This is a genomic window from Planococcus sp. 107-1 (assembly GCF_021513255.1).
Lineage (GTDB): Bacteria > Bacillota > Bacilli > Bacillales_A > Planococcaceae > Planococcus.
Genome location: NZ_CP090977.1, coordinates 1,048,731 through 1,072,808, shown reverse-complemented (window position 1 = coordinate 1,072,808; position 24,078 = coordinate 1,048,731). Strand labels below are relative to the sequence as shown.

16 protein-coding genes and 4 pseudogenes are annotated in these 24,078 nt (G+C 46.1%); 5 read left to right on the top strand and 15 right to left on the bottom strand.

Annotated elements, in window-relative coordinates; all coding sequences use genetic code 11:
* Positions 1-5 precede the first annotated feature (5 nt).
* On the bottom strand, positions 6-932 hold the full coding sequence (gene hprK / locus L0M13_RS05675) for an HPr(Ser) kinase/phosphatase (RefSeq protein WP_235198680.1): 927 nt from the start codon (positions 930-932) through the stop codon (positions 6-8).
* A gap of 165 nt (positions 933-1,097) precedes the next feature.
* Here hprK and L0M13_RS05670 point away from each other — a divergent pair, with 165 nt between their 5' ends.
* From L0M13_RS05670 to L0M13_RS05660, 3 genes are all read left to right on the top strand, one after another.
* A complete protein-coding gene (locus tag L0M13_RS05670; protein ID WP_235198679.1) occupies positions 1,098-1,664 on the top strand; it encodes an N-acetylmuramoyl-L-alanine amidase in 567 nt (188 codons plus the stop codon).
* 78 nt (positions 1,665-1,742) lie between these two features.
* Positions 1,743-3,695: a GTP-binding protein gene (locus tag L0M13_RS05665; protein ID WP_235198678.1), complete on the top strand. Its 1,953-nt coding sequence runs from the start codon at positions 1,743-1,745 to the stop codon at positions 3,693-3,695.
* Between the two features lie 27 nt (positions 3,696-3,722).
* Positions 3,723-4,148, top strand: coding sequence for a DUF1801 domain-containing protein (locus L0M13_RS05660; RefSeq protein WP_235198677.1), 426 nt, complete (start codon positions 3,723-3,725; stop codon positions 4,146-4,148).
* A gap of 37 nt (positions 4,149-4,185) precedes the next feature.
* Here L0M13_RS05660 and L0M13_RS05655 read toward each other — a convergent pair whose 3' ends face one another.
* From L0M13_RS05655 to L0M13_RS05640, 4 genes are all read right to left on the bottom strand, one after another.
* The gene (locus L0M13_RS05655) at positions 4,186-5,367 is read right to left on the bottom strand and encodes a DUF4097 family beta strand repeat-containing protein (protein WP_235198676.1); all 1,182 of its coding nucleotides are present in this window, start codon (positions 5,365-5,367) and stop codon (positions 4,186-4,188) included.
* A gap of 116 nt (positions 5,368-5,483) precedes the next feature.
* Positions 5,484-8,366, bottom strand: a complete 2,883-nt coding sequence (gene uvrA / locus L0M13_RS05650; RefSeq protein WP_235198675.1) for an excinuclease ABC subunit UvrA — start codon at positions 8,364-8,366, stop codon at positions 5,484-5,486.
* A gap of 6 nt (positions 8,367-8,372) precedes the next feature.
* Positions 8,373-10,355, bottom strand: a complete 1,983-nt coding sequence (gene uvrB / locus L0M13_RS05645) for an excinuclease ABC subunit UvrB (RefSeq protein WP_235198674.1) — start codon at positions 10,353-10,355, stop codon at positions 8,373-8,375.
* 142 nt (positions 10,356-10,497) lie between these two features.
* Entirely contained in the window at positions 10,498-10,737 is a 240-nt protein-coding gene (locus tag L0M13_RS05640) for an IDEAL domain-containing protein (RefSeq protein ID WP_052652260.1), read from the bottom strand.
* A gap of 177 nt (positions 10,738-10,914) precedes the next feature.
* Between L0M13_RS05640 and L0M13_RS05635 the strand changes: the two genes are divergently transcribed.
* Positions 10,915-11,469, top strand: coding sequence for a competence protein ComK (locus tag L0M13_RS05635; protein ID WP_235198673.1), 555 nt, complete (start codon positions 10,915-10,917; stop codon positions 11,467-11,469).
* A gap of 97 nt (positions 11,470-11,566) precedes the next feature.
* On the opposite strand, the gene L0M13_RS05630 is transcribed toward L0M13_RS05635, so the two are convergent.
* On the bottom strand, positions 11,567-11,932 hold the full coding sequence (locus tag L0M13_RS05630; RefSeq protein WP_235198672.1) for a YhjD family protein: 366 nt from the start codon (positions 11,930-11,932) through the stop codon (positions 11,567-11,569).
* Positions 11,933-12,055: 123 nt separating this feature from the next.
* Entirely contained in the window at positions 12,056-13,672 is a 1,617-nt protein-coding gene (locus L0M13_RS05625; RefSeq protein WP_235198671.1) for an ABC1 kinase family protein, read from the bottom strand.
* A 103-nt stretch (positions 13,673-13,775) separates the two neighbouring features.
* Between L0M13_RS05625 and L0M13_RS05620 the strand changes: the two genes are divergently transcribed.
* The gene (locus tag L0M13_RS05620; protein ID WP_235198670.1) at positions 13,776-14,552 is read left to right on the top strand and encodes an enoyl-CoA hydratase-related protein; all 777 of its coding nucleotides are present in this window, start codon (positions 13,776-13,778) and stop codon (positions 14,550-14,552) included.
* A 168-nt stretch (positions 14,553-14,720) separates the two neighbouring features.
* Here L0M13_RS05620 and L0M13_RS18700 read toward each other — a convergent pair whose 3' ends face one another.
* The 8 genes and pseudogenes from L0M13_RS18700 to L0M13_RS05585 all read right to left on the bottom strand — a co-directional run bounded on the left by L0M13_RS18700 (position 14,721) and on the right by L0M13_RS05585 (position 23,968).
* A complete protein-coding gene (locus L0M13_RS18700; RefSeq protein WP_397443536.1) occupies positions 14,721-15,437 on the bottom strand; it encodes an alpha/beta hydrolase family protein in 717 nt (238 codons plus the stop codon).
* A gap of 554 nt (positions 15,438-15,991) precedes the next feature.
* Positions 15,992-16,696, bottom strand: coding sequence for a TolB family protein (locus L0M13_RS18695; RefSeq protein ID WP_397443518.1), 705 nt, complete (start codon positions 16,694-16,696; stop codon positions 15,992-15,994).
* 166 nt (positions 16,697-16,862) lie between these two features.
* Positions 16,863-18,417: pseudogene (locus tag L0M13_RS05610) on the bottom strand (fatty acid--CoA ligase family protein).
* A gap of 96 nt (positions 18,418-18,513) precedes the next feature.
* Positions 18,514-20,451: an FtsX-like permease family protein gene (locus tag L0M13_RS05605; protein WP_235198669.1), complete on the bottom strand. Its 1,938-nt coding sequence runs from the start codon at positions 20,449-20,451 to the stop codon at positions 18,514-18,516.
* Positions 20,423-21,196, bottom strand: a pseudogene (locus L0M13_RS05600) (ABC transporter ATP-binding protein). The gene L0M13_RS05605 and the pseudogene L0M13_RS05600 overlap by 29 nt, the downstream one beginning before the upstream one ends.
* Positions 21,156-22,200 (bottom strand): annotated as a pseudogene (locus L0M13_RS05595) (sensor histidine kinase). Before L0M13_RS05595 ends, L0M13_RS05600 begins: the two co-directional pseudogenes overlap by 41 nt.
* Positions 22,200-22,902 (bottom strand): annotated as a pseudogene (locus L0M13_RS05590) (response regulator). Before L0M13_RS05590 ends, L0M13_RS05595 begins: the two co-directional pseudogenes overlap by 1 nt.
* A gap of 73 nt (positions 22,903-22,975) precedes the next feature.
* Positions 22,976-23,968, bottom strand: coding sequence for a lipoate--protein ligase (locus L0M13_RS05585; protein WP_235198668.1), 993 nt, complete (start codon positions 23,966-23,968; stop codon positions 22,976-22,978).
* Between the last annotated feature and the right edge of the window lie 110 nt (positions 23,969-24,078).

The window sequence follows — 24,078 nt, the reverse complement described above, 5'->3', positions numbered from 1 at the left end:
TCCACTTAGTTTGTATCTTGCGCAATGACGTCGTCCAGACGTTTTGAAAACTCTTCCGCTGCGTTGACGCCCATGCGCTTCAAGCGGTAATTCATAGCGGCCACTTCGATGATGACAGATAAGTTTCGTCCTGGCCGGACAGGAATCGTTAATTTCGTTAAATCCGTATCAATGATTCTCATCTTCTCTTCTTCCAATCCTAACCGGTCGTAAGTTTTTTCTTGGTCCCAGATTTCCAAATCAATGACCAGCGAAATCCGTTTGAACATCCGGACGGCGCTTGCCCCGAAAAGTGTCATGATATCGATGATGCCGACGCCTCGTATTTCAAGCAAATGCTCAATCAATTTCGGCGGATGGCCGACCAAGGTATTCTCACCTTCCTGGTGGATTTCTACGCAATCATCGGCCACTAAGCGATGCCCTTTTTTCACAAGTTCGAGCGCAGTCTCACTCTTCCCGACGCCGCTTTTGCCCGTGATCAAAACGCCTACACCGTAAATATCTACTAACACACCATGGACGGCTGTCGTCGGTGCCAGCTGGCTTTCCAAATAATTCGTCAACAAACTGGAAAAACGTGTGGTTGGCATTTGCGTGCTGAGAACCGGTACATGCGTTTTACTGGAGGCATCCACTAATTCCGCTGGCACATCCATACCGTGGGATACAATGATTGCCGGCGTTTCTTCCGTACAAAGCTTCATCATGCGATTTCGGCGCTCATCCGCTTCTAGTAAAGCGAAAAATGACAATTCTGTCTTGCCGAGCAATTGCATCCGGTTTGCCGGATAATGCGTAAAGTAGCCCGCCATTTCAAGTCCTGGACGGGAAATATCGCTAATCGGGATATGACGGCCCAATCCTTCTTGTCCGCTGATCAATTTTAAATCAAATGTTTCCATTACTTGTTTTGTTGTAACTTGTCCCATCTTTACCCTCATTCCTTTTACACTCAGAAACAAAGAACTTTTTCAAAGTTCTTTCTTCTTTCAAGCGGTTTGCTCCTATTTTAACATGGAAACAATGAAATTGAAGTTTTTGATGTCTCCTTTCTGTCCACTTCCTTCTATATATAGAGGAAAGGAGGAGAAAATATGAAAATAATGATTGATGCTGGACATGGTCCAGAGACGCCAGGCAAGCGCTCTCCGGACGGCAGGCTGCGGGAATTTCATTTTAATTCTGCTGTTGCGGATGCGGTCAAAAAACGATTGGGGTTAGATGACCATTTGGTCCTCTTCAGCCACCAAAAAGATGCAGATGTCCCGTTGCATGAAAGAACAAATCTAGCCAACCGGCTAAAAGTGGAATTGTTCATCTCCATTCATGCCAATGCATACGGCTCTACTTTCAATCCGAGTTGCGGAATTGAGTGCTTTACGTATACGAATCCTTCCGCAGCTGCCAAAACATTGGCCGCCTCCCTCCAGACCGCTTTAGTTCTTGCAACCGGACGCCCGGATCGCGGAGTGAAAAAAGCTGATTTCGCTGTTCTTCGCGATACAAATATGCCAGCTGTTTTGATTGAATGCGGGTTTATGACAAATCGGATTGAACTGGAGTTATTAAAGTCCGAAAGCTACCAGAATTCTTGTGCCAATGCGATTGTTTTCGGCATCAACTGCTATCAGACTGCTAAGAATGCCCGAAGGAAAGCCTAACCGCTTCCTTCGGGTTTTTTTATTTTCTCCTCTTTCTGCTACACTTGTTTTAAGAAGCTGAACATAAAGAGGTGCAAGATGTACAAAACAATTGGGATTTTGGCGCATGTTGATTCTGGAAAAACCACATTTTCAGAACAGCTGCTCTTTCATACACATAGCATTCGGCAGCGTGGGCGCGTTGATCATCAAGATACGTTTCTCGACAGCCACGAAATCGAAAAAAATCGGGGCATCACCATTTTTGCCGACCAAGCCCTATTTCAGCATGGTGATTCGACTTATTATTTAATCGATACCCCGGGCCATGTCGATTTTTCACCGGAGATGGAACGGGCCATCCAAGTCATGGATTATGCCATTGTACTTGTGAATGCGGCTGACGGCATTGAAGGACACACGGAAACCGTCTGGCAGCTGTTGGATAAATACAAAGTACCGGTTTTCTTTTTTCTCAATAAAACTGACCGTGAAGGCGCAGACCCGAAAACGGTTTTACAAGAAATGAAACAGGAATTGACGCCTGATATTTTCGATATAACCGAGGAATTCCAAGAAGGCGAGCTTTCCGAGGAATTGATTGAATTCATTGCAGAACGAGATGAAGATTTGTTGGAGCATTATATGGAGTCGGGCTACGATGCGCATTTATGGCGGCAAACCTTAATCGCCATGATCCACGATCGCCGGATTTTCCTCTGCGGCAGTGGATCGGCGCTAAAAGATATTGGCGTACTGCCGTTTTTCGAAAAACTGGATGCGTTAACGGAAACTTCCTATGACAAAGAACAACCATTTTCTGCAAAAGTCTATAAAATTCGCCATGAATCTAATGGCACCCGTCTGACCTTTTTTAAAGTACTGAGCGGCACTTTGCGCGTACGCGATGAAATCGAATACGGGGAACCTGATTCAAGGAAGATTGAAAAAGCGACGCAGCTTCGGGTTTACAACGGAGCTAAATTCCAGCCCTCCGAAATAGCGCAAGCTGGCCAATTGATTGCCGCAACCGGTTTAAGTGAAACCAGGATCGGCGGCGGATTAGGAGCTTTGATCAATTCCCCTTCCCCTGAAACGATTCTCGCCTTGAAATCGAAAGTGCTTTTTGAAGATTCCGTTTTGATAAAAGAAGGATTGAAGGCGTTCCAATTGCTCGATGCTGAAGATCCTTCGCTTCAAATCAAGTGGGATGAGCATTTCCAGGAACTCCATATCCATGTGATGGGGGTAATCCAATTGGAAGTGTTAGAACAAATCGTCAAAGACCGCTTCGGTTTCACTGTAGCGTTTGGCAATCCGGAAATTCTATATAAAGAAACGATTACGGACACAGTTACCGGCTATGGCCATTTTGAACCTTTGCGCCATTATGCAGAAGTCCATCTGAAAATCGAAGCTGCGGAACGCGGAAGCGGCGTGGCCTTGACCAACCTTTGCCATGCGGATGATTTATCCACAGGCAACCAGAACTTGGTCCTCCATCATTTAAGCGAACGGGACCATCATGGTTTATTGACCGGGTCGCCATTGACGGATGTGCAGATCACCTTGCTGACTGGCCGCGGCCACAAAGAACATACTTCCGGCGGAGACTTCCGGGAAGCCGCTTACCGAGCACTTCGGCAAGGTCTCGAGAAAGCCCAAAACCGCCTTTTAGAACCGATGTACCGCTTTAAAATAAGCACGAGCATCGATTTCATGGGCAAAGTGCTGTCTGATATCCAGCAAGCCCATGGAAAGTTTGAAGCGCCGCACACTGCAGATGGCAAAGTTTTCATTGAAGGCACCGTCCCTGTCGCCACTTTTATGAATTACAGCACCGAATTTGCATCGTTCACCCACGGCAAAGGAAGTTTAAATCTACTATTCGGAGGCTACGATTTCTGCCATAATGAAGAAGAGATCATTCAACAGATTCAGTACAATAAAGAAGCCGATCCTGCCTATACTTCTACATCCATTTTTTGCGCCAAAGGCCAAAGCTATAAAGTGCCATGGGATGAAGCGGAAGCTGCCATGCACCTCTTATAAACTCTATTAGAAATGAGGGCGAAGATGATGTACGAACAGAAGACGAAAGAAACCGATGAAAGTGTCATCGAATTCATCGAATCGGTAGAGAATCCAAAAAAACGGCAAGACGCTTATCGATTGCTGGAGATTTTCGAAGAAACAAGCGGATATCCGGCTAAAATGTGGGGACCGAGCATTATCGGTTTCGGCTCCTATCATTATGTCTATGCTTCCGGGCACGAAGGCGATGCACCGCTCGTGGGCTTTTCGCCCCGCAAAGCAAAAACCACGCTCTATTTCGCAACCGGCGACGACGAACGCATCCAATTGCTCGAAAAGCTAGGAAAGCACACAAGCGGAAAAGGCTGTGTCTATATCAATAAAATAGATGATGTTGACATAAGCGTTTTGAAACAACTGATCACCCAGTCCATCGCATTTCTGCAAAAACTTTATCCTCCAACTCCATAAAAAAAGCCGGCATGCTGCATGCCGGCTTTTTTGTTTATTATTCGATTGTCAGGTAGCGTACTAGAACCGTACCTGTTTTTGTTTCACCATGAATCAATAACGGAGCTGCAACAGCTTCCCCGCTGTCTTTCGAGAAGCGGATGGATTTCTGCATAAACTGCCCTTGCTCATGGGTGTTTTCCACATCAGCCAATAAGACATCCATTTTCCCTAAGTTAGAAGAAACTTCGCCTCTTAGCGGCAAATGGGACGGGATGTAGATTTCCAAATTGCCTGCAATGGTTTTCGCTTCCACTTTGCGTGCTTCTTTGCATCTTGACGTCACGACTACATTGCCGTTTAACGACTTTGCTTCAACGGCTTGAATATCGCCGTCTACATAGATGCGGCCATTGAGCGTTTCCGTTTCAAGGAATTTACCTGTCACTTCCTGGACTTGGATGGCTCCATTCGCTGTTTCCAGTTCTGCATCATCGAAATTGCTGTTTTTCAAATCGATTTTACCGTTCGCTGTTTTGACTTTGACCAAAGCCGCATCAATGCGCTTCATTGTAAACCCACCGTTGAACAGGCGTGCTGTAATGTGGTCGTACGTTTTCGCAGGAACGTAAAGAACAATGTTCACTTGAGTGGTTTTCATATCGCTGATAATCCGCAGCTTTTGGTTGTCTGCGATAAAGACGAATTTATCCAGGAAATCTTCTCTCGCTTGCGTTTCCGATTCTGCACGGAAGGCTTTAACGGTACATTCAGCACGGATTGTTTCGTCCTGTGAAGCAAAAATTTCAAGCTGCCCATTCGCTAAATCTGCAATGATGTTATCGATTGCCAGATTTTCTTCGCGGAAAGTATGGCTAAATTGGATAGCTTCACCGAAAGGCGAATCAAAATCCATTGTTTTCAATTTGCTGACCGAACTTTGCATAAACGTCATCATGCGGTCGCCTAATTGATTGAAATCCTTCGAAACGTTTTTTGAAAAATCTTTGGAAACGTTTTTTGAAATGTCTTTCGAAAATCTTTTGATCATATCTTCTGGTCTGAATAGTCCACGCTTTCCGCGCTTTTCACGGTATTCGTTGCGGCCATAAGAAGAATCACGCGATGATTCCTGGTTTCCGCCGCCACCATCAATCGCTCTTAATAATTCGACAGCTTCTCTTGCCGTAATCGTACCATTTTCGACCATATCCAATATGCGTTCTTTTTCACTTTGCATGTATTGCGGCCTCCTCTTCGCCGAACTCTTGAACAGCCGGAACCTTGCTCCTTCCGGCTGAACAAAATCCAAGCTGAATGTTCTACTTAATCATACGTTTACTGACTGGAAAAGTTTCATTTTGCAACTTTTTTCTTACTTGACGCCTTTTTGACTTTCGCATCGGTACGGGCACGATCCCGTTCCAAAATGGGTCCAAGGTATTTGCCTGTATAGGATTTCTTTACAGCAGCTATATCTTCCGGTGTCCCTGTCGCAATAATCGTACCGCCTTTATCGCCGCCTTCTGGCCCTAAATCGATAATGTGGTCAGCGGTCTTGATGACATCGAGATTATGTTCAATGGTCAAGACTGTATCGCCGTTATCCACCAAACGCTGGAGCACGAGAAGGAGCCTCGAAATGTCGTCAGCGTGAAGCCCGGTTGTCGGCTCGTCCAATATATAGAAGGATTTGCCGTTTGAGCGTTTATGCAGCTCTGAAGCCAATTTCACACGCTGCGCCTCTCCTCCGGACAGCGTAGTCGCCGGTTGGCCCAAAGTGATATAGCCCAATCCTACATCGACGATGGTTTTCAGCTTGCGATGAATTTTCGGATGGTGCTCGAAAAATTGCGACGCCGCTTCAACCGTCATTTCCAATACATCGGAGATGCTCTTGTCTTTATACTTCACTTCCAATGTTTCCCGGTTATAGCGTTTTCCATGGCAGATTTCACAAGGCACATAGACATCCGGAAGGAAATGCATTTCTATTTTTATAATACCATCTCCGCGGCAGGCTTCACAGCGTCCGCCCTTGATGTTAAAACTGAATCGCCCTTTTTTATAGCCGCGTACTTTCGCTTCGTTTGTCGATGCATACACATCGCGAATATCGTCGAACACCCCGGTATAAGTTGCCGGATTCGATCTTGGGGTACGGCCGATTGGCGATTGGTCGATATCGATGACTTTTTCCAACTCATCAATGCCTTCCAATGATTTGTGTTTGCCTGGTTTGATGCGTGCCCGGTTCAAGCGGCTTGCCAATGATTTATAAAGAATTTCATTGACCAAGGTACTTTTCCCAGAACCCGATACACCGGTAACCGCCACAAACAAACCAAGTGGAATATCAATGTCCACATTCTTCAGATTATTTTCACTGGCTCCGCGAATTGAAATTTTGCGGCCATCAGATTGCCGGCGCTCTGCCGGAATCGGGATGAACTTCGTCCCTTTCAGATACTGGCCAGTCAACGATTTTTTATTTTTCATTACTTTTTCAGGGGTACCGGCCGCGATGACTTCTCCGCCGTGCACGCCTGCCCCTGGTCCGATATCAATTAAATAATCGGCTGCGAGCATCGTGTCTTCATCGTGTTCTACGACGATGAGCGTATTTCCGAGATCCCGCATGTCTTTTAATGCCCCGATCAAGCGGTCATTGTCTCGTTGATGCAACCCGATCGACGGTTCATCCAGTATATACAAGACGCCGGTCAATCGTGAACCGATTTGAGTAGCAAGGCGGATCCGCTGAGCTTCCCCGCCCGATAAAGTGCCGGATGCACGGTTAAGCGTCAAATAATCCAAACCGACATTGATCAGGAAACTGACCCGTTCCCGGATCTCGCGCACAATGGCGTCTGCAATTTGAGCATCTTTTTCCGAAAGGACAAGCTTCTCGAAAAATTGATCCGCTTCGACAATCGAGAATTCGGAAACCGATCCGATATGCAGATCATTCACTTTAACTGCGAGCGACTCCGGTTTCAAGCGATACCCTTTACAAGTCGGGCAAGGCTGTTCACCCATGTATTTCTCCATTTGTTCCCGCGTCCAGTCAGAAGACGTTTCTCTGAATCTCCGGTCGACGTTCGTCAGGACCCCTTCAAAATGAATGTGGTTGTCCCGGATTTGGCCATAGTCATTCTCATAGCGGAAACGGATTTTGTCGTGTCCAGAACCGTGAAGCAGAATTTGGATATGCTCTTCTGGCAATTCGTTCATCGGGACCGTCATGTCGATCTTATAATGCTTGCATACCGCTTTCAGCATTTGCGGATAGTATTGCGAACTCGTCGGTTTCCAAGGAGCGATGGCATCTTGCTCGAGCGACAAATTCCAGTCTGGAATAACTAAATCAGGATCCACTTCCAGCTTATGTCCAAGGCCGTCACATTCCGGACAAGCGCCAAAAGGCGAGTTGAATGAAAACATCCGCGGCTCCAATTCACCGATTGAAAATCCGCAGATCGGGCACGCATGATGTTCACTGAACAAAAGTTCTTCCTGTTCCATGACATCAACTAGCACGCGCCCTTCCCCTAACCGCAATGCCGCTTCCAAAGAATCGCTGAGGCGTGGTGCAATGCCTTCTTTCATGATGACGCGGTCAATTACCACTTCAATCGAATGTTTCTTGTTCTTATCCAGATTGATGTCATCGTCAAGATCCGTTAAAACACCGTCAATGCGAACTCGTACATATCCTTGTTTTTTAATATCTTCCAGCATCTTCACATGCGTACCTTTTCGCCCTGAGACAACCGGTGCTAAAATCTGCATTTTTGTCCGCTCCGGGTACTCAAGCAAACGATCGACCATTTGTTCAATCGTCTGTGAAGAAATCTCAATGCCATGATTCGGACAGATCGGTTTGCCGATCCGTGCATACATTAAGCGCATATAATCATAGATCTCAGTTACTGTCGCCACGGTAGAACGCGGATTTTTGCTCGTTGTTTTCTGATCGATTGAAATGGCTGGCGACAGCCCTTCGATCAAATCGACATCCGGCTTATCCATCTGCCCTAAAAATTGGCGTGCATAAGAAGACAGCGATTCGACGTATCGCCGCTGCCCTTCTGCATAAATCGTATCAAAAGCCAACGAAGATTTTCCGGAACCGGAAAGGCCCGTCATCACCACAAGCTGGTCGCGCGGGATGGTGACATCAATGTTTTTCAGATTGTGGGCTCTTGCCCCTTTTATACGTATTTCCTGGTTTTTCAAGTTCCATCACCCTTCCGCTTTCAATTCAAGCACAGTATCGCGAAGTTCGGCAGCCCGTTCGAAATCGAGCGCTTTTGCCGCTTCTTTCATTTCTTTTTCCAATAACGAAATCAGCTTCAGGCGATCTTCTTTGTTGAGCTTTTTGCCTGCTGCTGCTTTTGTAACATATTCTTCGGTGTCTTCCGCTGCCGTAGTAGCACGGATAACATCGCGGATTTTCTTTTGGATGGTAATCGGTGTGATGCCGTGTTTTTCATTGTATTCTGCTTGGATGGTCCGGCGCCGAGTCGTTTCCTCAATCGCTTTTGTCATCGAATCGGTCATTCTGTCCGCATACATGATAACGTGGCCATTCGAGTTCCGGGCAGCCCGTCCCATTGTCTGGATCAATGACCGTTCGGAACGGAGGAAGCCTTCCTTATCCGCATCCAAGATGGTTACAAGCGAGACTTCCGGAATATCGAGCCCTTCACGAAGCAAGTTGATGCCGACAAGGACATCGTAGACACCCATTCGCAGCTCCCGGATGATTTCAATGCGTTCCAAGGTTTTAATCTCGGAATGCAGGTAGTTTACTTTCACGCCTGCCTCTTTCAAATAAGCCGTTAAGTCTTCAGACATTTTTTTGGTCAATGTCGTTACGAGTACCCGCTCATCCCGTTCCACGCGCTGGCGGATTTCATCCATTAAATCATCGATTTGCCCTTCGATCGGCCGCACTTCGATCGTTGGATCGAGCAATCCTGTCGGACGGATGATCTGTTCGACCATTTCCGGTGTATGTTCCAGTTCATAAGGGCCTGGCGTCGCTGATACGAATACCGCCTGATGGATATGCTTTTCAAATTCATCAAATGTCAAAGGGCGGTTATCCATGGCAGACGGCAAACGGAAACCATGGTCGACCAGCACTTTTTTGCGTGCTTGGTCACCATTGAACATGCCTCTTACCTGCGGCAGTGTCACGTGGCTTTCATCGACAACCAACAAGAAATCTTCCGGGAAATAATCAATCAATGTATAAGGCTGCGCACCTGGAGGACGCAAAGTCAAATGGCGGGAATAGTTTTCGATTCCTGAACAGAACCCCATCTCGCGCATCATTTCCAAGTCATAGCGTGTCCGCTGCTCCAGCCGCTGGGCTTCAAGCAATTTATCTTCTGCACGCATTTCCTTTAAACGCTCTTCCAGTTCCGCTTCGATATTCTCGATGGCTTTTGTCATCTTTTCTTCACCGGTAACAAAGTGGGATGCCGGGTAGATGGCGACGTGTTCACGTTCCCCGATGATTTCGCCAGTCAACGCATCCACTTCACGGATCCGATCGATTTCATCTCCAAAAAACTCAACGCGCAAGCAATGTTCGTCACGGGAGGCCGGGAAAATTTCCACGACATCTCCGCGCACGCGAAAAGTTCCGCGAATAAAGTTGATGTCGTTTCGTTCATATTGGACATCAACCAATTTCCGGAGCAGCTGATTGCGTTCGATTTCCATCCCTTTCCGAAGGGATACCACAAGTTCCCGGTATTCTTTTGGGGATCCAAGTCCGTAAATGCATGAAACTGAAGCAACGACGATGACATCGTCGCGTTCAAACAATGAGCTTGTTGCTGAATGCCGCAATTTATCGATTTCATCGTTGATGCTGGCATCTTTTTCTATATAAGTATCCGATTGTGGAACATAAGCTTCTGGCTGATAGTAATCGTAATAGCTGACAAAGTATTCAACCGCATTATCAGGGAAAAATTCTTTGAATTCGCTGTAAAGCTGGCCAGCCAATGTTTTGTTATGCGCCATGATCAAAGTCGGCTTCTTCACTTGCTGAATGACATTTGACATCGTATAAGTCTTGCCCGTTCCTGTAGCCCCGAGCAATGTCTGGCAGCGCTTGCCATTGATGATGCCTTCCGTCAGTTCCGCTATGGCTTGCGGTTGGTCTCCAGCCGGTTCATAAGGGGCCTGGAGTTTAAATTCCTGTTTCATAGTCAACGTCCTCCCGTTATATCGCTCTCTCTATTTTATCATATGCCCTAAAAATCCCCTAACAAAAAGCGAACGTATGTTTTTTATCATTTTTTTCTTTTTGCGCAATAAAAAAACCGCTCACCAGGAGCGGTTTTCTCATTTAATCTTCATCACATTGCAGGCTCTGCAACTGTGCAGTATAAGTGGCGAATGATTGACGGTCATTATTGTCCAGGGCTTCATCGATTAATGTCATGAGCTGTGCTTCTTGCTGTGAGCGGTGAACATGCTTTAAAAATAAATCCAGGTAAATGTCATTAAGCAGTTTTTCCGCTTCAGTGATCTTTTTTGTTTGAGCCATCGCTTTCATGAAATCAGCATAAGAATAATAGTTTTCCATTCTTCTTCACCCCGAATGCTTTTCATTAGTATACATGAAAGCGATAGGAATAATCAATAACTTTTTTGAAAATTCTAATGAAATAGAAAAAATTTTATATTCCGATTAAAGACGTTGATTAATTTCCATATTTTATTATAATGTTATATGTATAGTAAATTAAAGGGGTGTTTAATCATGGGTAAAAGGAATCAAAATCCCTTATCATATACTGTGTGCAGCAACACTTATGCACTTATGCCGTATATGGACGGCCACCGGGAGGGCACACGTGTGATTGAAGACCGCAGTGAGTTCGTGGTCGACGAGTCGGTTTACAAAACGGTCACTTCTTCTTGTTCGTTTTATCGCGGCTCATTGGAAAGCGCGACTTTGTATTCCCAGAAGGCGATCCGCGTGAAGCATAAACCGCCTGTCATCATCGGTGAATATTACGGCAATCCCTTATTGTTCTTCCCAACCCATTCTCCGAAGAATAAAGATTCCGTTTGGTTTAACTTCGATGCCGTGGAACTCGTAGATACGGATGAAAGCGGAAAAGGAAGCATCGTCCATTTGAGCAATGGAGTGACAGTACCGCTCGATGTCTCGCCCATCGCACTCAGAAACCAGCATTCTTTCGCCGGTTCGCTTCGCCGCTATTTCAAAAACGCCCAACAGGTCCATAAACACCAGATGGTCTATTTAACAAAGCGCCGCTATACACCGCGCAAAGAACACCCGCTCGATTGATTGCCTTTCTTTTAAGCAAAGAGGCAGAGATTCATACCTCGACGATTCGTCAGCCTCTTTTCTATAAGGCCGATCTCTTTTAAGGGTCTTTGTTCCATTAGGTTTCATTGTATGCCATCGCTAAATACACCCTCAATAATTCTTCTACCCGATTGCGCAGCCGGACATTCAAATAGCGGCGATGATCTTCAAACCCCCCATGATAAAAGACATATTCAGTGAAAGTATCATCTCTTTTTCCTCTCATCACTTTCATATGGCGCTTCCGCATCTGGATTTTTGTATCTGTCAGTTCTCTTTGCGCATGCTTGCTTGCGCCTTCTATCAGCTCCAAATAAGGCCGTTTCAACTTAAAAGATCCCTTTTCGATCAAGGCGCGGTCGCGTTCCAAAATGATCAACACCATCGGCAAATAAATCATGTTTTCAAAATGGGCTACTTCCTCTTGTGAGATCAACGGCATCTTGTCCACCTCCCCAAAAAGAGAACATTTGTTCTTGTTTTTATTTTACAGCTAAAATGGCAGAATGCAATAGCTCGCATGTAAAAAAAAAACTGCGCCTTAGCCGGCGCAGTTTTTTGATGGTTATTTAATTGATCGATAGGTCCATAAAGATCCGACGAAAAATGCGGAAGACACCCAAATTAATGCTTCATGGGAAAACCAGACCGCAATCGAGATGCCGAGAAAAGAAAGGATTGTAAAAATCCCCGCGAACATACGGCTCTGCAAGTCTCTTTGATGTTCCCGTACGCGGCCATCCCGGTTCTCCAAGTAATGGCGCATGCGTTCCGGCTCTTCCAAGTAATTGATCACTTTCTGCGGGAAAACCCGCAGAGGAGTTGATGCTTGGATTACCCAGCGCAATACATCTTCTTTGCCGAACATCCGCTTCCCTTCTTTTTGGGAGGAAGCCCATTCCAGTATTCGCGGACGGGCAAGGGCAAGCAAATCAATGCCAGGATCCAGGACATGGAGCACGCCGACAAAAATCGAAGCTGCTCTTCCGAAAAAAGCGAATTCTGCAGGAAGTTGAACAGGCTGTGTCCGGACAATGCCTTGCAAATCTTTCAACAAGCGCTCGACCACAAAGCTGTCCATCTGCATCAATTCATTCGACTCATAAGCGGTGACGAGCCGGGCAATCGTATCGGCCAGCAAAGCCCGGTCAGCTTGCGGCAACAGGAAACGCAGCTCTTCCAATGCATCCAGCACTTCATCGTAATTTTTAAAGATGATGCCTTCTGCAATCCTTAGGACCGCTTGTGAATCGGCTTTTGAAATTGTTCCGGTCATGCCAAAGTCAATCAACACAATCGTGCCGTCAGGCTTGAGTAAAATATTGCCGCCGTGCGGGTCCGCGTGGAATTGTCCCCCGTAGAGCACTTGTTCAAGAAACAGGATGAACAGCCGCTCTGAAAGTTCATGGCGGTCCAAATTGTGTTTTTCGATAAATGCCAGATCCGTAATGCGCGCCCCTTCAATCCATTCCATCACAAGAACGCGGCGGGTGGTGTATTCATCAAAATAAACAGGAAAACGAACGCCTTCCATTCCATCAAAGCGTTCTGCAAATGCGCGGCCGCTTTGAAGCTCTTGAAGGAAATTCAATTCGGCTCCGATTGTTTCGGTCATTTCGTTGTACAGTTGCTTGAAATCCATTTGTTTTGAAAGCGGCGTAAATGTCCGCAAGAACCAGATAACGATTCGGATCGCCTGAAAATCAGCTCGCAGGATACGATCTGTTCCAGGGCGCTGGACTTTGATCGCCACTTCCGTTCCATCTTTTAAAACGCCTTTATAGACTTCTCCGATCGAAGCAGAGGCAACCGACTCATTGGATAAGCTCGTCAAATAGCTTGTGTGAGGCGAATTCCACTCTTGTTCCAGCACAGAGACGATTTTTTGGCGAGACACGGATGGTACGCGGTCTGTCAGGCCTTCCAGTTCCACTAAAAAAGAAGGCGGCATGATGTCGGCTCGCGTAGACAGGAATTGCCCTAGTTTAATCATTAACCCGCTTAATTTCAGAGCGAGAATTTTATACTCTTTTGCTTGTTTGGTTACGAGCTTTTCCCATTTTTCCTGTACAAGCGGATTCCAGTTGCCCCGGTGGCGGCGCTGGAAGAGCATCGCTTGCGTATAGAATTTGATTGCCATGAAGACAATGCGGAAAATGCGGATGAATGCAATACGCGTCATTAGTGAGCCCCCTTCCCTGGCTTTCATTATAGAGTTTGTTAGCGCAATAGTCCAAAAAGTGGTATGTTTTTTAAGGATGGCAAGATTTTAAAGGGGGATGGAAATGAATACAATTCATTACGAACAACAAGGGAATCTCGCGTTTATTACGCTAAACCGGCCTGAAGCCATGAATGCCTTCAACTACGATATGCTGACGGAACTTGGGCAAGTCGTTGAGGCGATCCGCATCAATCCGGACATCCGGGTAGTGGTATTTACAGGGGCTGGCGAAAAGGCGTTTAGCGTAGGGGCTGATTTGAAAGAACGCAAAACTTTGACCGACCAGCATGTGAAGCGCAACATCTTCAAAATCGGTGAAGTTTTTACAACAATTGAAAACTTGCCGCAGCCGACCATCGCCATGATGAACGGTTTTGCATTCGGTGGAGGCATGGAACTCGCACTAGCCTGTGATTTCCGCATCATTGCGGATGATACACTGCTCGGCTTGACTGAAACGAGCCTCGCCATTATTCCGGGTGCTGGGGGCACACAGCGTCTGCCGCGGCTGATCGGCGAATCGAAAGCGATGGAATTGATCTTAACGGCGCGCCGCTTGAAATCTCCGGAAGCGCTTGATTACGGCCTCGTCACGAAAGTGGTGCCGCGCGATGAGTTGATTGAAGCTACCGCTCAATTTGCCGATATGATGCTTGCCAACGGGCCAATCGCGCTGCAGCAAGCAAAATATGCTATCAAGAACGGCATGAATGCTGATTTGCAGACTGGCTTAAATATTGAACGGAAAGCTTACGAGCTGACCATTCCGACCGAAGACCGCATCGAAGCGTTGATGGCATTTGGCGAAAAACGAAAACCGGTGTTTAAAGGGAAATAATTATGGATTAAAAAAAGCCGTGCAGCCCGCACGGCTTTTTTGATGGATTTTGCGTTTCTGCAAACAATTGTTGATTTCCTGCAAACAAACCCCAGGATCCCGCAAACAAACCTCAACATCCCATAAAAAAGCGGCGCCTGGCAATCAGGCACCGCTCACTTTTAACTCTTACAGGTATTTTTCCATCCAGCCGGTAATCTGCTCGAGGCGGACAAAGCGGAGATTCGGTTTTCCGGTGCGCGACAAATTATGGTCGGCTTCCGGGAAACGGACGAATTCGGTTTCTTTGCCCATACTTTTCAGCGTAATGTAGAATTGCTCCGATTGTTCGATCGGGCAGCGGTAGTCATTTTCCGAATGCAGGATCAATAACGGCGTTTTCACATTGGCTGCATATTTCAGCGGCGAATGCTTCCATAGTTTCTCGACATCCGTCATATCAGTGCCGATTTGCCAATCGCTGAAATAATAGCCGATATCCGACACCCCGAAGAATGAAATCCAGTTGGAAATGGAACGCTGCGTCACAGCCGCTTTGAACAGGTCAGTATGGCCGACGATCCAGTTGGTCATGAACCCGCCGTAGCTTCCGCCGGTGACACCTAAGCGATTTTGATCGATCCAGTCATGATCCGCCATCATCTCTTCAAGCGATTTGATGATATCTTCATAGTCCGCCCCGCCGTAGTCGCCGCGTACGGCATCCACAAACTCCTGGCTGTAGCCATGGCTTCCTCTCGGATTGACGTATAGGACGCCGAAGCCTCTCGCTGCAAGCAATTGCATTTCATGGACGAATGTATTGCCGTACATGGCATGCGGACCACCGTGGATATTCACGACCAGGGGATATTTCTCCCCTTCTGCATAGCCGCGCGGTTTCATCAACCAGCCATGGATGGCCCAATCATTTGCCCCTTTTGCGATGATGGAAGCCGGCTGAATCAATTCCGTTTCTTCCAAATAGGTTTTATTGAACGCTGTAAGGGCTGAACGTTCACCGGTGGCAATCGTCAATTTATACAATTCTCCCGGGTTTACGGGGTTGCTGATGGCAGCTACTGCAAATACGCCGTCACGCGAAATATCGTATCCGTAGATATGTTCCATCTCAGGCGATGCCGGGTAGATGGCCCCGTCAAGCGAAGCGAAGTACAAACGGACATCGCCCATTGTGGAAACTTGGAAATACAGATGGTCATCTTTTGTCCATACTACCGCCGGTGCGACGGCGCCTTGCTGATGGTCGGCTACTGTATAATCCCCAATCGGGAAATCCATGCTTTCTGTCAGGCAGAAATAGCCTCCTGCTGCCACATCGTATACATAAATTTCTGTATGCGTTGCGTTTTCGAAATAACGGGTACTTCCAGCAAATGCAATTTTCGAATCATCGAACGAAAACGCCGCGCCGCCGAAATAGCCTCCTTCATCGATGATCAAGGTTTCTTTTTGGGTTTCCACTTCGTATAAATACAAAGGCTCTTGGAAAAGGTGATCCACATTTTCCTCACGGACAACGCTATAAACCAGACGGCTGCCGTCATGCGATACCGTTTCCAAGCTGTAATGGTAATCGCCTTCTGTAATTTGCTCCACTTCTTTTGTCTCGATGTCGACGATCCCGATATGGCGATGGACATCTTGCGGCACAAGACCGCGCCGTCCATTTTGTATTTCATCGTCGTCACGAAGACCGGCTCCGGCTTTTTCTTTTCTTCTTTGTCTTCTTTATCCGTAAATGTTTTGCCGTCTTTTGCCATGGCATTGATCCAGATTTTCTTGTTGCAAGGGGACCAGACAAAACTGTTCACGCCTTTTTCAAAATCCGTTAATGCCTTCGCTTCCCCTCCAGATGCCGGGATAACGTATAATTGGTTTTTCTCATCGCGCGTGGATAAAAATGCGATTTTTGAACCATCCGCGGACCATGACGGCGAAGAAACCCGTTCTTTTCCGTGCGTCCATTGCGTCACTCCTCCGCTTGCCAAATCACTATGGTACAGATGGGCAATATATGTATTTTCTTCTTCATCCATATGTGTCCGGATAAATACGGCTTGCGTTCCATCCGGCGAAATATGAGGATCTGTCACCGATATTAATTTAGTCAGGTCTTTTATTTCTACAGCTTTTTTGGCCACTTGAAATCCTCCTTGGTTGATTATTTCGAAACTCGCAATATTACTTCTCTTACTATAATGAAAAATGTCAGTTTTTTCAATCAAATGCATCAAAAAAGCTCAGGCAGTCTCGCTGCCTGAGCTTTTCCCCCTTCCGGCTGGTAAGACCGGATATTTTGCAACTGTTTTATGATTTATTCAACGCTTGATCTTTTAAGGAACGGCGAAGAATTTTTCCTGTCGTATTTTTCGGTAGATCTTCAAGGACTTCAAAATGCTTTGGCACTTTGTATTTCGCTAAGTGCTCTGCACAATACGCACGCAGCTCTTCTATCGTCACCGAAGAATCTTTTAACACGACGTAGGCATTCACTTCTTCACCGAAATTCGGATCCGGCAAACCGACGACTGCCGCTTCTGAAATGCCTGGATGTGCAAATAGCACTTCTTCGACTTCACGCGTAGACGTTATAGCCTCCAACGATAATCATGTCTTTTTTGCGGTCAACAATATAGAAATAGCCTTCTTCGTCGACTTTAGCTAAGTCGCCAGTGTACAGCCAACCATCCCGAAGGGCAGCATTCGTCTCTTCCGGCATTTTGTAATAGCCTTTCATGACGTTAGGGCCGCGGACAATCAATTCGCCGACTTCGCCTACAGCGACTTCTTCTCCCAATTCATCGACCACTTTGTTTTCTACATTAACAATGGACGTTCCGATTGAACCGGCTTTACGTTCGCGGTCAACCGGATTGAAGCACGTAACCGGCGAAGCTTCTGATAAGCCGTAGCCTTCCGATACACGGACATTGAATTTCTCTTCGAAATTATGGAGCAATGCTACCGGCAATGCAGATCCTCCTGAAATCGCGAGACGGACAGTTTCAAAATCAGCCGTTTGCGCTTCCGGGAATTGATACATGAAATTGAACATCGTCGGTACCCCGGCAAAAATGGTCGCTTTCTGGGATTTGATCGCGTCAAATACATCTTTCGGATTGAAGCGCGGAATGAGAATAATGGTCGCGCCTTGGATCAACGGTGCATTGACCACAACTGTCAAAGCAAAGACATGGAATACTGGCAAAGTAGCAATAATCCGGTCTTCCTGTCCGATTTGCAGGTAAGCGCCGGTATCACGGGCATTGGAATACAAATTGCCGTGCGTCAGCATTGCACCTTTTGGTTTGCCAGTTGTTCCAGACGTATACAAAATGACAGCGTTATCATCTGTTTGCACATCAGCCGACTGTTCAATCGAATTGGCTTTGGAGAGAATTTCCGAGAAAGCCGCCACTTTTTGGCCAACTTCGTTCGGCAATTCTGCCAATTTTGCAGCTGTTGCAGCATCGGTCTCGCAAATGACGAAGGTCTCCACCTTCGGAAGCGCCATATGTGCTTTTTCAACAAGCGGCAATAAGGCATCCAGTGCAATAACCACTTTCGCATCACTGTCTTTCACTATGTAAGCGATTTCATCAGGAGCGTAAATCGGATTGATTGGCACTGCTGTTGCCCCGAGTCGCATCGTCGCATATAAAGAGATGAGGAAATGCGGAGAGTTGCCCAGCAAAAATGCGACATGGTCCCCTTTTTCTACTCCCAGTTCTTTAAGGGCGCCGGCGAATTTAGAAACCGATTGATCGAATTCCCCGTACGATGTATCTTTCCCCATAAAATGATACGCCGCTTTGTTTGGATCTTGCAGTGAAATTTCATGAACACGTTTGCTTAAATTCATTTTCCATCCCTCTTTCGTGTTGAATGAACAGTCATTCATTATTTACACTATATCATTATAGAATAAATCTTCTGACAATACAACAAGCATCGTATTTCACGATGCTTGTAAATGGGCGATATAGCGCCACCGTATTAAATAGAAATAAAGGACTTGAGCAATTGTGAATCCTGTAAGCACTAGAATCATTTCTCCTAGAATCGAAAGCTCAGCAAATTCATCCCAGACAACTTGAAGCGAGATGAACGCGAAAGTGCTGTGCAATAAAGCGACGACCCATGGCAGGAAAAACTGCGGAATGAGCTGGCGGTTGACGATTCTCCCGAGCTCTTTCTCCGTCATTCCCAAACGGACCAATAGGAGATATTGCTTCCGGTCCCGCTCGAGCCCTGTATACAATTTGAAGTAAATGAAACTGCCTGCTGCCAATAAGAAAACCGCAGCAACCATCACTCCGATAAATAGCAATATAGCAAAAGAGGATTTGAACCAGCGGTAATCTTCTCCCGGATTCTCAAAAAAGAAATTCAGTCCACTGAAATCTTCCTGTTCCACCGCTCTTTCAATTTGAGCAGTTAAATCTGAACCGATGGCTACCGTTTCTTCCCACGATGGAATGTCGAATGCGTAATAAGTAAACGTCGATTCCCCGTCGGCATAGCCTTGAAGCGGTTCGTCGATCGCTGCATAGTCGAGGTCATTCACGACAATGCTATTAAAGTTGACCGTATGGACCGGAAAAAGAATATGCGGATAGACTTGATCGATCGACAGCTCAACTCCGCTTTCCATCAATTCCGTTTGGACTTGGCTTTTCCCCAATTCTTTCAAGGATTCTTTCGAATAAGGGATAAAAAGCGCTTCGCCCCGGTCCGGATACGCAGGTTCAAAACCAAGTGCTGCCGCCAGACGATTAAATTCGGACATGCGGATGATGTCCACGTCATTGCCGGTAAATGTAGAAGTCTGCCTTTTGACCACCAAAGGAACAAGATCGTAAGCCAGTTCCTTTTCTTCCAGTTCAGCGGTCAATCCCTCAATATGTTGCAGTTCTTTGCTATTGCCGTCAAACGAGATATAAACCAGCCCGAGCGGATTTGATTCCCGGTAATCGCCTGTATAAGACATAAATGAAGCGAGTGTCCCGACGGTTAGAAAAGCCACAGTCGAAACGATGGTCACGATGAAAAACATCTGTGCACTGTCTTTCAGTTTGACAGAAGCTTCTGCAAGTGAAACCAGCCGGGTCTTATGCCAGTAAACCCCTTTTCGCCGTTTATAAAAATTCAGCAGCGAATGGACGGAATGCGTAAAGAAGAGATACGTCCCTAAAGTGGCCAGCGGCGGAATGATTAGCACCATTGTATAGACGGTCTCGTCCGTCACGACAGAAGCAAGCACGTATGAAATCCCCAGCAGCAAAAATCCTAAAAAAGACAGCCAGCGTGATGCATTCGTGATTTCATCCACTTTCCAGTAGCCTTGCAGCAAATCCAAAATCCCTTTCGTCCGGATAAACGCTACACTGATCACCGAAATGATGATGAAAAGGCTCGCAAATGCCCCAATGGTTAGGGCAAATGGCTGCCATGATACATACAGCGGCAGCGATTCAAGTTCCATGATTTCACGGCCGATCATAAAGAAAAACTTTGAAAACGCAAAACCGAAAGCGATTCCGGCCACGGTTGAAACCGAGCCGAGAATCATCGTTTCAAAGAAGATCAACTTATTCAGCTGCTTTTTGGTCATCCCTAAATGCATAAGAATTCCGAACTCCTTCGACCGTGCCTGCAAAAAAGCACTCATCGAATAAAACAGGAAAAACAGCGTGAAAATATAAAGTACAACTTCCGCTATGAACATTCCCCGGACAGCCAGCACCTGCAAGCCATCTTCTTCAAATAATGGATGGAAAATAAACATCGAATAGACGAAGAACACCATCACCGAAACAACGCTTGCGAGGAAAAAAGCAGCGTAGCTTCTGCGGTTGCGGAAAACATTATGGTAGGCGAGTTGCCGAAAGGTCATTGACATTTCCTCCAAGCAAGGATAGCACGTTCAAAATCCTTTGATAGAATGTCTGGCGCCGTTCATCGCCGTAAATTTCATTGAAAAATTCACCGTCTTTGATAAACAGCACCCGGTCGCAATAGCTTGCAGCAATCGGATCATGTGTCACCATGACAATCGTGGCGCCTTCATTGGCACTGACTCTCGACAAAAGATCCAGGACGTCTTTGGAAGCTTTGGAATCCAAATTCCCCGTCGGCTCATCCGCTAAGATGATTGCTGGCTTATGGATCAAAGCGCGCCCAATTGCCGTACGCTGAGCTTCCCCGCCTGAAATTTCGTTCGGCCGTTTATGCAAGATCGGCGTCAGATCCAGGCGCTTCGCCAATTCCAGAACCCGTGTGGCCATATCATTGACCGGAACATAGTCGAGAGTCAACGGCAGCACCAGGTTTTCTTCCACAGTCAGCATCTGCAGCAAGTTAAAGTCTTGAAAGATAAAGCCCAATTTCCGTCTGCGAAATAAAGCCAATTCATTTTTATCCAATCGGTGGGGATTGATGCCATCGATCAGGATTTCCCCGCCGTTAAGGAATCAATCGTAGAGATCAAATTCAGCAAGGTGGTTTTCCCCGCTACCGGATGGCCCCATCACAGCTAGAAATTCGCCTTTTTCCACTTCGAAGCTTAGCTGATTGAGGGCTCTATGCGTCACTTTTCCTTCATAGACTTTCGTCACTTCGTCGATTTTCAATAGCGGCATTGCCTTCTCCTCCTGTTGCTGTATCTTCGTTGTCAAATAAGACAGATACCGTCGTACCTTCTCCTTTTACCGAGGAAATGGAGAACTGGTGGCCAAGCTTTCCACAAACTTCTTTTGCCAAGTACAGGCCCATGCCTGTAGATTCTCCTGTTTTCCGGCCATTCTCTCCTGTAAAGAATGCTTTTGTAATGCGCGGCAAGTCCGATGATGGAATTCCAATCCCTTCATCGCGGATGGTCAAAAGAAGATGCCCTTCCTGGCATTTAGCTTGAATATAAACTTTTTTGTTCGGTTCAAATGTATATTTGATCGCATTCGTTAAAAACTGGCCCAAAATGAACTTCATCCATTTCCGGTCGGTCGTTACGGTATAGCTGTCATTCACATCGATTTCCGGGTATACCCCTTTGAAATGAACAACCGTTTGTTTTCGGTGACGATTTCGGAGACAAGCCGCGCAAATGAACTTGTTCAATTTGCATATCGTCTTCAAATGTATCAAGGCGGGCATTCATGAGCACCGTATCTAATCCTGCCTTTAAACGGTCCATCTCTTCCTGGACACTGCTTTTATCCAATTCCTTTTCTTCCTGCAAGAGAAGCTGCATGACGGATAACGGAGTTTTCATCTGATGCACCCATTGGTTCATGAATTGAAGATGGCGTTTTTCAGCTGCATATAAAGCTTGGGCTTCGTGCTGATACACGCGGTATAGTTCATGCATGTATTTTTCGCTTTGCAGCTGTTCAGGCGACCGGCCTTCGCGCTGGATGGCGTGCTCCATTTTATCCGGCATGGAGAGAATCTTGTGATAGAAGCGATATCGTTTCGCAAAACGGGCCGCTAAAAAAGTGATGACCAACAAGGTACTGATAACAAACGAATAAATGGCGGTATCCACGTTCCGAAAACCATCGAGCCAATAAAGGGCCATGATGAAGGCAACAAGCACTGCCTGGAACACGATAAAAGCTGCATGCTCTTTAAAGAACAGACGGAACATTACAGCTCCTCCTCATTCAACAGCAGGCGGTAGCCGGATCCCCGCACCGTTTCAATTGAAGATTTCACTTCATAATCCGCCAGTTTCTTGCGGACACGCGTCATATTGACGTTCAATGTGTTTTCATCTACAAAAGCCTGGTCATCCCAGAGCTCTTCAAGCAATTGCTCCCGTAACCACTTTCGGAAACTGCGCAATCAACAATTCCATAATCGTACATTCTTTTTTCTGAAGCGGAATCACAATCGATTTCACATGCAATTCCATCCGCTCTAAAAACAATTCAATGCGCCCGGCTTTAACGGAACGCTCTTCTTGTTTTGGTGCATATTCACCATAAGCTCTGCGCAAATGGCTTCTTATTTTTGCAAGGACGATTTCATAATGAAAAGGTTTCGTGATGAAATCGTCGCCGCCATTTTCCAAAGCAAATACTTGATCCATTTCTCCAGAACGTGCGGAGATGAAGAGGATGGGGCATGTGGATTTTTGGCGAAGTTGACGGCACCAATAATAGCCGTCATAAGAAGGCAGATTGATATCCAACAAAACCATATGGGGATCAAATGCTTCGAACTCTTCCAAGATGCGGTCAAAATCTTTCGCAGTTTCCACTTCATAATGATATTTGCGAAGTGTCTCCGCTAATAACGCCGCAATTTTCAAATCGTCTTCTACAATTAAAATTCGTTGGGCTGCCATTCTGATTCCCCCTTTCCGTTTTATTTCCATTTTAACAAAAGAGCCTGCTTAAAAGCAGGCTCTTCATGAATTCTTAATAAATTAATTTCAAAAACTCTTCTTTCGTAATGCCGCCTAGATATTTTGGAATATCAAATCCACTGATGGCTTCGTCTAATGAAGCCCGTTCGTATTTAACGCCAGTAATCGCTTGTTCGATTTCCTCGACATCACCGACACCGAAAAAGTCGCCATAAATATTGGCAGCTTGGACCGCCCCGTTTTCAACTTGCAAACGAACATCGATTCCGCCAACCGGGAACCGGTGAGAATGCTTCATATTGAATTTTGGCGATTTTCCGTAGTTCCAATCCCAGTTGCCGTAGCGTTCTGCAGATAAGGCACGGATGTTTTCCCAATCTTCCTCTGTCAATTCCCAGTACTTCACATTTTCTTCGCCTTCAAAAAGGGAATTTAAGATAGCAGCCCGGAATTCCGTGACAGACATCGGCTCTTGCAGGAATTCGGAAATGTTCGCTACACGGCTGCGGATCGATTTGATGCCTTTTGATTCGATTTTTTCTTTGCTGACTTTTAAAGCCGATACGACAGCATCCACTTCCGTATCGAACATCAATGTTCCGTGGCTGAACATGCGGCCTCTTGTGGAAAACTGGGCATTTCCGGAAATTTTGCGCCCTGCCACCATCAAATCATTGCGCCCTGAAAGCTCTGCATCCACCCCAAGCGACTGAAGCGCTTGCACAACCGGCTCCGTGAACTTGCGGAAGTTGCGGAAGCTATTGCCGTCATCCACTGTAATGAAACTATAGTTCAAGTTGCCAAGATCGTGGTAAACAGCGCCACCGCCGGACAAGCGGCGAACTACATGGATGCCATTCGAATCGACGTAATCGGTATTGATCTCCTCAGAAGTGTTCTGGTTTTTCCCGATGATGATTGAAGGCTCGTTAATGTAGAACAGCAAGAACGAATCTTTTTCCACGTCCATCGTCTTTAATAGATATTCTTCAATTGCCAAGTTAATGCGCGGGTCTGTAATGCCTTTATTGTCTACGAAATACATAATCTCTCTCCTTTAACTTCTCTACTTTGTTTAGTTTAACGGATAATTTAAAAAATTTCATGGTTTAGGGTTGACGAATCAAAACTGTTATAATACAATTCAATAAACCA